At 50.9% G+C, this 13,737-nt stretch carries 12 protein-coding genes; 1 reads left to right on the top strand and 11 read right to left on the bottom strand.

Translation table 11 applies throughout. From position 1 onward, the window contains the following. Positions 1–172: 172 nt before the first annotated feature. The 8 genes from LQV63_RS20980 to LQV63_RS20945 all read right to left on the bottom strand — a co-directional run bounded on the left by LQV63_RS20980 (position 173) and on the right by LQV63_RS20945 (position 8,295). Positions 173–1,237 carry an ABC transporter substrate-binding protein gene (locus LQV63_RS20980; protein ID WP_233698165.1) on the bottom strand — a complete coding sequence of 355 codons (1,065 nt, stop codon included), beginning with the start codon at positions 1,235–1,237 and terminating at the stop codon, positions 173–175. A gap of 312 nt (positions 1,238–1,549) precedes the next feature. Beyond that, complete coding sequence (gene sda / locus LQV63_RS20975) at positions 1,550–1,699, bottom strand: sporulation histidine kinase inhibitor Sda (protein ID WP_019423574.1); 150 nt, start codon at positions 1,697–1,699, stop codon at positions 1,550–1,552. Between the two features lie 11 nt (positions 1,700–1,710). Then, positions 1,711–3,147 carry an NAD-dependent malic enzyme gene (locus LQV63_RS20970; protein WP_233698164.1) on the bottom strand — a complete coding sequence of 479 codons (1,437 nt, stop codon included), beginning with the start codon at positions 3,145–3,147 and terminating at the stop codon, positions 1,711–1,713. Between the two features lie 30 nt (positions 3,148–3,177). Beyond that, complete coding sequence (locus LQV63_RS20965; RefSeq protein WP_233698163.1) at positions 3,178–4,314, bottom strand: M20 family metallopeptidase; 1,137 nt, start codon at positions 4,312–4,314, stop codon at positions 3,178–3,180. Between the two features lie 16 nt (positions 4,315–4,330). Next, entirely contained in the window at positions 4,331–5,149 is an 819-nt protein-coding gene (locus LQV63_RS20960) for an ABC transporter permease (protein ID WP_233698162.1), read from the bottom strand. Next, a complete protein-coding gene (locus tag LQV63_RS20955) occupies positions 5,146–6,009 on the bottom strand; it encodes an ABC transporter permease (protein WP_019423578.1) in 864 nt (287 codons plus the stop codon). Before LQV63_RS20955 ends, LQV63_RS20960 begins: the two co-directional genes overlap by 4 nt. 3 nt (positions 6,010–6,012) lie before the next feature. Next, on the bottom strand, positions 6,013–7,125 hold the full coding sequence (locus LQV63_RS20950) for an ABC transporter ATP-binding protein (RefSeq protein WP_233698161.1): 1,113 nt from the start codon (positions 7,123–7,125) through the stop codon (positions 6,013–6,015). A 69-nt stretch (positions 7,126–7,194) separates the two neighbouring features. Next, positions 7,195–8,295 carry an ABC transporter substrate-binding protein gene (locus LQV63_RS20945; protein ID WP_233698160.1) on the bottom strand — a complete coding sequence of 367 codons (1,101 nt, stop codon included), beginning with the start codon at positions 8,293–8,295 and terminating at the stop codon, positions 7,195–7,197. A 281-nt stretch (positions 8,296–8,576) separates the two neighbouring features. On the opposite strand from LQV63_RS20945, the gene LQV63_RS20940 reads away from it, so the two are divergent. Beyond that, a complete protein-coding gene (locus LQV63_RS20940) occupies positions 8,577–9,329 on the top strand; it encodes an IclR family transcriptional regulator (protein WP_019423581.1) in 753 nt (250 codons plus the stop codon). A gap of 102 nt (positions 9,330–9,431) precedes the next feature. On the opposite strand, the gene LQV63_RS20935 is transcribed toward LQV63_RS20940, so the two are convergent. From LQV63_RS20935 to LQV63_RS20925, 3 genes are all read right to left on the bottom strand, one after another. After that, entirely contained in the window at positions 9,432–11,015 is a 1,584-nt protein-coding gene (locus LQV63_RS20935; RefSeq protein WP_233698159.1) for a copper amine oxidase N-terminal domain-containing protein, read from the bottom strand. 201 nt (positions 11,016–11,216) lie between these two features. After that, positions 11,217–12,122: a DUF4380 domain-containing protein gene (locus LQV63_RS20930; protein ID WP_233698158.1), complete on the bottom strand. Its 906-nt coding sequence runs from the start codon at positions 12,120–12,122 to the stop codon at positions 11,217–11,219. Positions 12,123–12,142: 20 nt separating this feature from the next. Continuing rightward, positions 12,143–13,723, bottom strand: coding sequence for a UDP-glucose--hexose-1-phosphate uridylyltransferase (locus LQV63_RS20925; RefSeq protein ID WP_233698157.1), 1,581 nt, complete (start codon positions 13,721–13,723; stop codon positions 12,143–12,145). Between the last annotated feature and the right edge of the window lie 14 nt (positions 13,724–13,737).

Here is a 13,737-nt window from a genome sequence, read left to right as displayed (position 1 = left end):
TCAAAAAAATGAAGAATGGTCTCTTTCAGGACTAAGGGACTTTTTCAGTGGCCTCCAATGATGCAGGTCGTATTATCCGTCTTCACCGGACAACGTGCCGTCACCTTGCCGACCGTTCTTGCCGACCATACATTTCGTTCCGCTCAGTACCTCGGCAGATGCGATATCGCTTTTATTCGAATAAGTTATCTGGCTTCACTTCTTGTTTTAGCGCATCCGACACTTCAAAGCCTTGCGCTGCCGCAGCCTTCAAGTTCAAGGCAAGATCAAGCGATTCAGGGAATTTGGCCGCGATATCCGACGCCTTCTTGCCATCCTTCAATATTTCTACTGCCATTTTGCCTGTCGTGTAACCAAGATCGAAATATTCAAAGCCATAGGATGCCACACCGCCGTTCTTGACCGAATCCTTCTCTGCCACAAACAGCGGAATTTTGTTGTCATTCGCTACGCCAACCGCAGCGCTTAATGCGCTGACCACCGTATTGTCGGAAGGCACATAGATTGCCTGCACCTTGCCAATAAGCGATTCGGCAGCCTGCTTCACTTCAGAGCTGTTCGTGACCGGCGCTTTATGAACGGTTAAGCCCAGCTTTGTCAGCGCCTCCTCCGCTTGCGTCACGTTCACGATCGTGTTTTGCTCGCCTTCGTTGGCTAATATGCCGACCGCCGTTACGTCCTTCACATTGTTCTTGATAAACTCCATCAGCTTCGAAATCGCTTCCGGGTGCAGGTCGGTCGTTCCCGTCACGTTACCGCCCGGACTCTCCATACTCTTCACCAAGCCTGCCCCAATCGGGTCCGTTACAGCAGTAAACAGAACCGGGATATCCTGCGCTTCCTTTGCCGCCGCTTGAGACACAGAGGTGCCGATGCCTAATATAAGGTCAACGCCACCCGTAGCAAATTTCTGCGCTATCGTTGCCGCATTCGAGTTGTCTCCCTGCGCGTTCTGATAATCGATTTCCAGATTGTCGCCTTCGACATATCCGTTATCCTTGAGCGCTTGAAGAAATCCTTTGTATGCTTCATCAAGCGACGTATGGTTTACGACCTGCGCTACGCCGATTTTCACTTTGCCTGCCGCTTCTTTTTTCGTGTCTGAACCAACTGCGGTAGACGAGTTCCCGGCTCCTGCATCCCCTCCGTTGGTTGCTTCACTGCCGCCGCAAGCTGCAGTGAACAGCATCATTACCGTAAGAATCCCCGCTAGAACGAAATGACGACTTGACTTCATAATTGCTTTCCCCTTTCTTCTCCCTCGATATGGGCTGAATTATAACCTGCACTAATGCGACGCACCGATGGTCAATTACCGCTTTTATGATTTAACGCACAAAAGCATGAACCCAGTAACGTGCCATTGACATAATTGTATATATTTATGCCGTCTCGTCAATATAAACGTTTGATATTTATGGTATTTTTCAGGTGAAAAATGGGTGTTTTTATAGCTTTCTTGTTCCATATATAAACAAAGCCATCTTTCTTCACTGCTGTCGAAAGATGGCTTGTTGGATGTATGTTTCACACGAATGTGAATTTTTCTTTATTGCGTTGTGTGATGAAGATGGCTGCCGCCCTGCTTCCTGCTCTCGATTTCAATGCGCAGCAGCTCTAGGAAAGAAGGCTCCAACTCCATGCGGAGCGCTTCTTGATAAGCTTCTAACAAAGATTCGTCTTTTAATAGCGCAAACATGATTGCTCTCTCTATACTCCTTTGTTCGTGCTGTCTCGATAATCACGCCGGCGAGCCACACCATCTGCATACGCGGCATCCACCACCGCGTCGCGAACCTTGGACACGACCTGCGTGTTAAAGACGCTCGGAATAATATATAGTTCACTTAATTCTTCAGGGGACACCACTTCCGCAATCGCATGGGCCGCCGCCAGCTTCATGCGCTCGGTCACTTTGGAGGCGCGGCAATCCAGCACGCCACGGAACAACCCTGGGAAGCAGAGCACATTGTTAATCTGATTCGGGTAATCCGAGCGGCCAGTCGCAATAATGCGGGCTATGCCTTCGATTTCCTCTGGATCGATTTCGGGTGTCGGGTTCGCCATCGCGAATATGATCGGATCCGACGCCATCGCAGATACGTCTTTCTTCTTCAACACACCTGGACCCGATACGCCGATGAACACGTCCGCCCCTTTAATGACATCAGACAGCATGCCGCGCTCACCATTCGGATTCGTCTTCGCCGCAAAACGGTTCCAAGCCTCGTTCGCGTACAATTCATCCCGATTAAGCGCTCCTTGCCGATCGACGCCGATAACGTTGACCGCTCCAGCAGACATTAGCATTTCCGTACATGCCATTCCAGCTGCGCCGATGCCGCACAATATGATCTTGCAATCTTCTATCCGCTTGCCGACGATGCGCAGCGAGTTCAAAATACCGGCAAGCAAGACGACAGCCGTACCGTGCTGATCGTCATGGAAGACCGGGATGTCAAGCAGCTCGTTCAGACGCTGTTCGATCTCGAAACAGCGCGGTGCTGAAATATCCTCCAGGTTGATGCCGCCGAAGGCTGGTGCGATCGCTTGAATCGTCCGGATAATCTCTTCCGTATCCTGCGTATCGAGACAGATCGGGAACGCGTCGACATTCGCGAATTGCTTGAACAGCATCGCCTTCCCTTCCATGACCGGCATCGCGGCCATCGCCCCGATATCGCCCAGTCCGAGCACGGCCGTTCCGTCTGAGACGACGGCAACCGTATCCCGCTTAATCGTCAGCGTATAGGCACGAGAAGGATCCTCGTGAATTGCCATACAGACACGTGCTACACCTGGGGTATAGACACGCGACAAATCATCGCGGTTCCGGATCGGAACCTTTGGCTGCATTTCAATTTTTCCGCCCAAATGAAGCAGGAACGTCTGGTCCGATACGTTAACGATTTTGACGCCTTCCACTTGCTTCAAATGTTGGACGATGCGATCGCCTACGCTGCCGTCATATACGTTCACCGTAATGTCGCGAACTGTTGATGCCGCTGTGCCGCGAATGACGTCAATCGCAACAATGTCACCGCCGCCTTCACCGATAGCTGCTGCAACTTGTGCAAATGTGCACTGATTTTTATCAATTTCCATACGAATAATAATATTCGTGCTTGACCCTAACGACTTGGCCATTGTCGTCACTCTCCCTTGGCGTAAGATCCTTTATAAGCGTTCTAAGATGCCAGCCAACAATGCGGCTCTGCGCGGAAGTTCTGTAAGCCATATATATTCTGACGATGAATGTGCTCCGTCTCCGCGGACTCCAAGCCCGTCCAATGTCGGCGTTCCGCATGCTGCAATAAAATTCCCATCACTGACTCCGCCCGTGCTCGTTTCACCGAGATCAAGGTTCAATTGATCCCAGGCAGCCCCGCGGGCGATATTGAACAGTCGTTCGATTTGCTTCGTTCTTTCCATCGGCGGGCGATTCATATCCCCAGTCATTTGCATACGAACTTCGGGATGAAAGGGCGTTAGATGGTTCATTCTCGCTGCAAAATGCCGAAAATCGTCCATCGTCTGCACGCGAACATCAATTTCCGCCGTCGCGCGATCTGCAATGACATTCGCACCGATGCCCCCGTTTACGACACCTACGTTGATATAAATGCCGCGGCTTGGTTCGGACCAAGTATGCAATCTTATAATCTGTCGCGCCAACTCCTCTACTGCGGACACGCCCGCCTCCGGGTTGACTCCGGCGTGGGCTGACCGTCCTTCCAAGGACAGCAGGAAGCGACCGCTGCCTTTGCGGGCGGTCTTTACCGCTCCATACGGTTCCATGGGAGGCTCCAACACGAAGGCGGCCTCGCTCTTGCGCGCATAAGATTCGATCCATTGCCGGGAGGTGGGACTCCCAATTTCTTCATCACTATTAATTAATAACACAATTGATAGCTGTTGGGAAAGTTTATTTGTCATTTGCAGCAATTTTAATGCAAATAATGCTTGAATAAGACCTGCCTTCATATCGTAGACGCCAGGACCGAAAGCGCGATCCCCATCAATTCGGAACGGCCTGAGCTTCGCCTCGCCAGCAGGCCATACCGTATCCGCATGGCCGACCAGCAGAACTTGCCTCGGACCATTGCCTACACGAACGGCCAACCGATCTCCGTATTGCCGGTTCGGAACGCGCTCTACCCGTGCTTGGAGAACTTCGCTGCAGCGTGCAGCATACCAACCGATCATCCGGTCCGTTAATAACTTGTCCGTGGACGGTGAATCCATGTTGACACTCTCCGCTAAGAGAGCGACCATGTCCGGCAACCAACTTTCGAGCTGCGATACAAAATTCATAGGTTCTCGACCTGCCTTAATGGGAATGCGAATTGGAACCGAATAAGCGGTCTAATCCATATACCCGTTCTAAGATGAAAATAAAAATAAGACTAAGTAAAATCATGATGGATGAAATCGAAGCGACAAGCGGAGTCAGCGACTCCTGCATATAGTTGAATATCGCCATCGGCAGCGTGGTCGTCGACGGCGAAATGAGAAAGAGCGATACCGTCACGTTATCGAATGAAGTTAAGAAGGCGAACACCATTCCGGAGAAGATCGCTGGCCGGATGACCGGGAGCGTAATGTCCCAGAAGGTGCGTATCGGGTGAGCGCCCAATATAGCAGCCGCTCGTTCCAATGTATAATCGAAGGAGCTGAGTCCAGTTAACACCAGCCGCACTACGTACGGCACCGAAATGAGTATATGAGATAAGAGAAGTCCTGTAAACGTTCCTGCGAGCCCGATCCGTGTAAAGAATAAGAGTGCTGAAATCCCGATAATGAGTGAAGGCACCGTTAGCGGCGACAGCAAGAGAGCGTTAATCGCACCGCTGCCGGGCGGCCTGTATTTGTGAAGCGCCAACGCAGCCAGCGTGCCGAAGAGCGTTGCAATGACAGCGGCCAGCACCGCCAGCTTCAAGCTGAACCAGAAGGAATCGACGAATTCGGGTCGATCGAATATTTTGATATACCATTGCAGTGAAAAGCCTTCCGGCGGAAATCTCAGCACACCTGTCGATGTGAACGAGGTAGGAACGATAATAAGCAGCGGTGAGATGACCATCAGCACGACAAAGAACGTAATTAGACCAAGCGGGGTGAGGCGGAAACGTCCTGACTCCCTCATCATGATGAGAACACCTCCTTATGGCGCTTCGTCTCGACCAGCTTCGTAAAGAACGCAACCAACCCCAGTGTCGAACCGAGCAGCAAGAAAGCAAGCGCCGCTCCAAGCGACCAATCGTAAGCAGCCATCATCTTCTCATACGCGATGACAGGCATGACCTTTACAGAAGTGCCTCCCATAAGGGCCGGTGTCACGAACGCGCTCATTGCCAGACTGAATACGAGCGTCGTGCCCGCAAAGATGCCAGGCATGCTGAGCGGCAAGGTCACGCTGAAGAACATGCGCGCCTTGGATGCCCCGAGGATTCCGGCCGCCTTATATAATGAAGCATCTACCGCATACAGGCTCGTGGCCACCGCCAGCACCATGTAGACAATAAGGGAATCCGTTAACCCGATAACGACGCCGAGCTCATTGTAAAGCAAGCGCAACGGCTTATCGATAAGCCCAAGCTTCAATAACGTATTGTTAATAAAGCCGTTATCGCTCAAAATGACGACCCAGCCGAAGTTGCGTATGACAACACTGATTAAGTGCGGCGATAAAATAAGAAAAGTAATGAAACCGCGCATCTTGGGCGTTGCTCTCGCCATATACATCGCCACAGGGTAACCAAGAATAAGGCAAGCCAGCACCGTCCACAAGCTAAGCCTGACCGTGCGCCATAACACTTCAATATAATAGGGGTCTTGAAAAAAGAGCTTATACTGAGCAGCTGTCCACGCTCCCGTTCCTCCGTCTTCACGAACGCTAATCATTAGCATGTATAGCATCGGCAGCACGAACACGCCGAAGATAATAATGAAGCTCGGGACGAGCAGCAGCAGCGCTGCCCACACTTTGTTGCGCGCAAGCTTGGACATCGCTTACTCCTCCTTCCACGAAAAGACGCTGACGTCATGGGCATCCCATATGAGCTTGATGCGCTCCCCTTCGCCAAACCCCGCCTGACGGCGCAGCGTATGCGTACGAACGGTAACCGGAGTTCCCTCCACGTCGACGATAAGCTCGCCATAGGATCCGAGGAAAGAGATGAGGCGAACCGTGCCAAAGACTGTATTGTCTTCACCAAGGCCAGCCTTGGCATCGCGTTCCTCATGAGCTGCAGCCATTCGGATATGCTCGGGGCGGATATAAGCCGACACCCGCTCCCCTTCCTGGAACGAATACATATGTTGCTCCGCCTTCAATGTGATGCCGTTTGTCGTCACGAGCGCCCCCATGCCGTTTGACTGGGAGGTGACGACCGCCTCAAATCGATTTGATTTCCCAATAAACTCGTGCACAAATGCGGACGCTGGGGAATGGTATATGTCCTCTGGCGCACCAATTTGCTCCACCTTCCCGTGGTCCAAGACGACGATACGGTCGGATAAGTACATTGCTTCTTCCTGATCATGCGTGACGAAAATAGTCGTTACCCCAATCTCCTGCTGCAGCCGCTTCAGCTCCTCGCGCAATTCTTCCCGCAGCTTCGCATCTAAGTTGCTGAGTGGCTCGTCAAGCAAGAGCAACGACGGTTCTGTCACCAGCGCCCGGGCAATCGCAATACGCTGACGCTGTCCGCCGGATAGCTGCTTCGGATAACGATCGGCTACATGCGGCAGCTTCACCAGTTCGAGCACCTTGCGCACGCGTACCTGCATATCACGCTTGGACGTCTTTCTCAGCTTCAGACCGTAAGCGACATTCTCTTCCACGGTCATATGCGGGAACAACGAATAGGTCTGGAACACCATGCCGAGATCGCGCTTGTTCGCAGGGACCCCATTCATCGATTTGCCTTTAATGCGCAGTTCCCCTCCATCCGGTTCTAGGAAGCCAGCGATCATATTTAAAGTCGTCGTCTTCCCGCAGCCTGAAGGACCGAGGAATGTGACACACTCTCCCCGTTCCACCTGCAAGTTGAAATTGTCAACGACGGCCGTTCCTCCAAAGCGCTTGTGCACGCCCTGCAGTTCTACGTCATATTGTGTCATGAACATGCCTCCGCTCCGATAAGTATTCGCCATGAATGGTTGCTCAAAAAAGTCTCTTTTGAACACGAATTATTGTTTGCCGACCTGAGGTGCTACTTCTTTATTAAACGTATCTAGCCATTCTTTCATTTTTTGGCTGATGACTTCATAATCAAGTGCGACAATTTTGCTCTTGTCGAAATCAAGCAGCTTCCCCGTGTCCTCCGGCAATTTCACATCGACGGCCGTATTATAATACAGCTTGGTCGCGTACAAAATCTGGACATCCTCCGTCAACAGGAAATCAATGAACGCTTTTGCAGCCTCCGGATGCTTGGCGCCTTTCACCAAAGAGGCAACGTTCGGCACGATATTTGCCCCTTCCTGCGGAATAACGAATTCAAGCTCCACACCTTGATCCTTCTGCACAACGCTGCGCGCCATCGTCCATGCTGTATATACGGATGTATGATTTTGCAAATTTTGCTGCAGCTGGGCGGCCGTCTTCGCAAAGGTCGGCATATACCCGGCAATCGTTTTCAGTTTATCGAACCCTGCGGTCATGTCTTTCTCGGATCCGCCATTGGCATAAGCAAGCATAATGGTAGCGGATCGTCCGAAATTGCTGGACATTTCCGTCAGCGTAATATTTCCCTTCATCTCCGGACGAGCCAGGTCATTCCATGATTCAGGGACAGGCAGCCCTTTTTCCCGTACAAGCTTGGCATTATACGAAATACCCATTGGGGTAAAGTTGACGGTTACGCCGCTGTTCTCGTTCACCTTTAATGATTCGTCAACCTTGGACATATTCGGAATTTGGCTCGAGTCAAGTGTTTCCCACAACCCTTTTGCGCGTCCCGCCTCTTGTTCACCTCCCTCGATGACGGCGACGTCTATTTGCGGCGAGCCTTGCTGGGCAGTGACTTTCGCTACAATATCAGTCGACACGCCCGACACATATGACAGCTTGACCTCTGGGTATTTGTCATTGAACTTCTTAAAAATTTCATCCTTCATCAAGGCTTCGACCGTCGCGCCATTTCCCGCAACAATCAGTTCGCCTGCAATCGCAGTTGAATTGGAATCGCTTCCATTAGTTTGGGTTGAAACCGATTCTCCGCAAGCTGCCAACAAAGTTCCTGCTAACGTCAAAGCCAATATCAAGGAAGCCCAACGACGTACCTTCATTATTTTCCTCCCTAATTCGTTCACATATAGTGAACACTGTTTATGAATGGTGAATATTGGTTTGATTTTAGCACAGCGATTTGGTATGTTCAATACAGATACCATGAATTTTGTCACATTTTAATCACTTATCAGGAAAAATATTGAACACATTCGTGAATTTTCGATGTCTTACGGAAAACATATTTGCAATCATCGTTTTGTTTGCATATTGGTGCGTGTTCGAAAAGGAACCTTTTTGAACAAACTCTATTGAGATGCAGGGTAGGGAGAGAGAGGGTATGGAACACTATCTGACTTCCGTACAGAAATGCTGTACGCTGCTTAAAGTATTTATTAACGGCAACAAAGAATGGGGCGTCACCGACCTAAGCAAGGAACTGCAGTGGTCCAAAGGGGCCGTGCATAAAATGCTGTCGACGCTTGAAAGCGAAGGATTCATCAAGCAGAATCCGCAAACGAAGCTGTACTCGCTCGGATATACCCTTCTGGAGCTGGGCAACAAAGTAAAGCATGATGATGATTGGGTCAGCTTCTCAAGGTCTTATTTGCAGCAGTTGGCTGAATTGACGAAAGAATCCGTCTGTCTTTGCATTCGTGACCATCGTGATGCCATCTATGTGGACAAGCTGGATTCTCCCTTGCCTATCCGCTTCATCATCGATGCGTACCGCCGCTTCCCGCTGTACGCGACAAGCGCATCGCGCGTTATTCTCGCCTTCAGTCCGGAGGAAATGTGGGATGCTGCACTCGAAGAGCCAATTACCGCGTTTACGGAACAATCGCTCACCGATCTTAGCGAAATACGAAGTCGTCTCGAACTCATTCGCAGCCGTGGCTATGAGATTAGCTCCAACATGCGCAATGTCGGTGTTACGGGTATCGCTGCCCCGATCTATCAAGCCGATGGCAGTGTAAATGCCTCCATCAGTCTCATCGGACCAAGTGACCGAATGGAACCGAATGTAGACCGCTGGCTCAGCGCGCTGCTGCAAATGACGAAGGAAATGTCCCGCTTAGTTGGTTATAAATAACGCCTGCTAGGCAATCTTCTTGTCAGAACCCTTCTACAAATGCAACAAGCCAAAGCCCGAACCATCCGGTTCAAGCTTTGGCTTCCTTTGTGCTGCGTCTATTTATTTGCGCTCAAGCATAATCCAACTGGCATACTCTGTCTCTTCGAACTTAATCGTAAAGTTGAGCATGTCGCCGAGCGAACGAAGTGGAGCGAAAATCATTCCGTCCTTCAGTTCCGGCGCAACCGGCAGTGTCATTGCCTGCCCGCCGGCTGTCGCTTCCTTGCTGCCCAGCTTCATTTCAATGCGGTTGCCTGTAATATCATCAATGATAGCGATTTGCTTCGTGCTGCTGTCATATTTCAAATCTGCATCGAATTGCTGCGCCACTTCACTAAGAGGTGCCATCATGCTGCCGTTTTTGTTGTAAGGAAGCGGATCGTCAGAGAACCAATCGTCGTATTCGCTGCTCTTCATAGGCAGCATTGCGATCTTGCTCGTAATGCCCATTCCCTTCAACCAGCTATATACAACCGAGTTGGAATCGAAATGATTCAGCCACTTTCCTGGCGTCATGTTCGGATCGTCCATCTTCACAGCATTCGCCGTATCGATAACATCCGCCTTCACGTTGCCATTGATGTTGCTCAATTCCGATGTGATCGAATATGTAATGCCTTTTAACGGGATTTCTTGGCCTGCAGGCAGTGCCACATTCAACTGTATGGAAGATTTGCGAACATTAGACTGTCCGTCTACATAATAGTCCAGCGTCAGCTTCGTATTCGGTCCTAACACCGTTGCCAGCTCTGGCGTTTCTTTTACGAGCTTGGCATAAGCGGCATCGAGTTCTTCCACCCATTTCGGAGCATTTTCCATGACCCACTTGTACGCCGTCAAGCCGAGCACTTCACCGTCTTTCAAGAAATCCAGCTGACCGGATTCATCCCCGAGAGACAGTCCCATGCCTGCCGTGATGATTGGCGCATACAATTTGCCCATCTCTTGGAACCATGCCTTCAATCCCGCTTCATCCTTCAAAAGTGATTGCAACGTTTCTTTCACCCAAGGAATCAATTCCTCCCCGGTAAATTCCATGTGCAGCTTCTTGAGCGACAAGGATTCGCCTGCAACTTGCTCGTTCACCGACGATACGTCCGCTTGCTTCGGATTCGGGGCATGCTTGACTAACAAATCCACCGTCGATTTCATGAAGGATTGCGCTTGCTTCGTCACTTCATCCGTCGGCAGCATGCCGATACCTGCAACCAAACCAGGATCGCTAATAATAAGTGGTGATTTCGCTCCTTCCACCCATAATGCCATAGCAGTATCCTGCTTGCCTAATTTGAACGGCACTTCCTGGCCCGCCAGCTTCAGCTTGCCCTCCATTGACACATGTGTGATGTCTTGTGTCTTCGCATCAATGGTAATCTGCGCATCATTCAACCATTGAATGATCTGCTTGTCTTCATCGCTCAATTTCGCATTGTCAGCGAGATCAAGCTTTAATGAAACGGTACTCTTGGATTCAGCCGATTTGACGTCAAGCTGCTGTTTCAGTACCTTCGCAACATCAAGCCCGCCGATCGATTGACAACCCGTCAGCACGACGAGCATGGCAACTAGTCCGAGTGCCAGCCACTTCCGAATACGCATAATATCTCTCCCTTCATTGGTGAGCAATGATTCCCACGGATTCATTATGACCGTCCTTCCATCCGCTTGTAAAGACCCTTTCGTATCAATTCCGGCAATTGAATGAGAAAATCTCTATCGAGGCCTTCCGAAGAGAACTTAAACATATCTCAGTGGTAAAAACATACCCTCTCCTCCCGGTATTTTCTTCGCATTAAAGCCGATTCAACGTTATCCGGATGGAGAGGGTGCTGCAATATTGCAAGCTTATTGGGCTGCCGATCTGAGGCGTATATAGTCGTCTGCATCTTGGCATGCGGTGAGACGCCAATATTCTGTATGGCTCGCCGTCTGTTCCGGCTGGATCGTGACCAACGGCCCCAATGTTTCCAGCTCCAGCATGTGAGCGTTCGTATATAGCTCGAACGAGCTGCCGAAATCCGGGTAATGGACGTCCTGCTGCGGCTCGTAACGCTTTTCAAACGCAACGCCGCTTCGGATATACGCCGCCCAGCCTTCCTCATTGTGCATCCCGAATTTAAAAGCCTGTTGGAATTCGGAGGATTGACGAACCGTTATCAACTCCTCGCCCCAAGTGACGCGCTCGTCGTTCATCTTCGCATACGGCCACAACGAGATCGAACGGTTCGGCAAGAAGCCGGTTTCACGTTTCGTCTGTGGAGCGACCGCAATGCCTCCCGGCGCCATGACCGATATCGCCCAAGGCGCAAGCTCGATTGGCCATGGCCCTTTGTTCGTGATGACGTGGCGAATTGTAATCTCTTCATCAGATAGAAGAAGTTCAATTTCTTTGCTGATATGGGTCCACGGCTCGATCGGTGAGATGAATTTGACTCCCGATTCGGTCAATACATACTCAATAGGCTTATCGTCTGGCGCATAGGTGCGTGGATATGCTTCCGGGCTTGCCCAGAGACGGTGCCCGCCGCGCAGCAGCCATCCATCGCTGCCCATTGCATGAAATTCAGGTCCCTCCTGACGGACGCTGCCTTCGATATCCTCAAAAAAGACATTTTCACCATCCGCTAAGCTTAGATGCATAATTCGAATGCCGTAGGTAAGCGGCACAATCATACAATAAGTTCCGTTCTCCAGCTTCAGACTTTCTCCAAAACGTTCATGCTGTATCTTATTGACACTTATGTGATTCAATCATTTCGCCTCCCAATAATTCAACTCTGAAATCCAGCTCTGGATACAAAACGCTGGAACGCTTCCTGCCCTTGCCCGTCCTGCTTGAACACACCTGCAGTCCCCAAAATTTCAACGAATTTCGTTCCAATTTCATTGCGGATGATGTCTATCGCTTCTGCTTGTGAATTCGTCGTGCCCGCATTCTCCAGCATCGCCTCAATCCAAGCGGCGTGCGGATATAGAGCGTCCTTCTCATCCAATTGGAGCCGCAGCGTCTGCCAATCATCCTGACCTGTCAGCACAGATGCCATTCGTTCGGTTTCCTGCTTCAGACGGCCCGGGAGTATTGCCAGCCCCATCACTTCGATCAGACCGATATTTTCTTTCTTGATGTGGTGGAGGTGGCGGTGCGGATGGAAGATGCCTTCCGGATGCTGCTCGTTGGTACGGTTGTTCCGCAGCACGAGATCCATCTCATACTGCGCCCCGCGGCGCCGCACGATCGGCGTCACCGTATTATGCCTTACTTCCCCGTCAGATCCGGATGTCGAAGCAAGCAGCTCTACACTAGGATCGCTGTAGCACTTCCACTGCTCGTACACCTCATCTGCACACTGCAGCAGCATCTCCTTATTATCGGATCGCAGACGCAACACCGACATCGGCCACTGCACGATGCCCGCCGTCACCCCCGGATAGGCAGAATGCGTAAATTCCGCGTCCATCGGCGCTCTCTCAATCGGAAACGTGTGTCTGCCCGCCTGAAAGTGGTCGTGACTCAGAATGGAGCCGCCTACAATCGGCAGGTCCGCATTCGATCCGATGAAGTAATGCGGAAATTGCTCCGTGAACGCCAGCAGACGGCTGAAGGTGCTGCGAGTCAACGTCATCGGAACATGTTCCTTGCGGAATATGATGCTGTGCTCGTTGTAATATACATACGGCGAGTATTGGAAGAACCACGGTTCCTCATTCAATTGCAGCGGTATGACGCGCAAATTTTGACGAGCCGGATGATTGAGCCGGCCCGCATATCCGACATTATCGGAGCAGAGCAGACACTTCGGATAGTCCGATACGGACGCCTGCCCTGCCTGCGCGATCTCCTGCGGACTTTTCTCCGGCTTAGACAGATTGATTGTCATTTCCATAGCGCCGAATTCGCTGTGATGAAGCCAGTATTCATTTTTCCGGACGCGGTCCACCCGAATGTAATTGCAGTTCCTGCTTAACTCGTAAAAGTCATCGGTCGCCCGCTCAATTCCGCTCTCCACACGCAGCTGCTCAAAGCGCGCATTCGTTTCCGATGGACGCGGCATTAGCAGTCCCATAATCTTCGCATCAAGCAAGTCGCGCCGGGTTGCCGTATTGTCCGGTATGATCCCGATGCCATAAGCATAATCGAGCAGGTCTTCAAGCATCGCTTGGGGCTCATCTGGAATATCGCTCCATGTGTCGCTTTCGTATCCTGCGCAAGGTTCGGCAATATGGAACAGATCGAGCAATTGATTGCGGACATATGGCAGATCGGATGTGGCAATCATATCTTTGTGCAGCGCGTAGCGAATCAACCTTTCGATTTGCAAGGCAACACGCTCGGTTAAGGCTGACTCTTGCATCGTCCTTCCCCTCC

Origin of the sequence: Paenibacillus profundus, from assembly GCF_021369635.1 — a bacterium.
Lineage (GTDB): Bacteria > Bacillota > Bacilli > Paenibacillales > Paenibacillaceae > Paenibacillus_B > Paenibacillus_B profundus.
The sequence above is the reverse complement of the archived record's forward strand: the minus strand, read 5'-3'. Positions and strand labels throughout refer to the sequence as shown.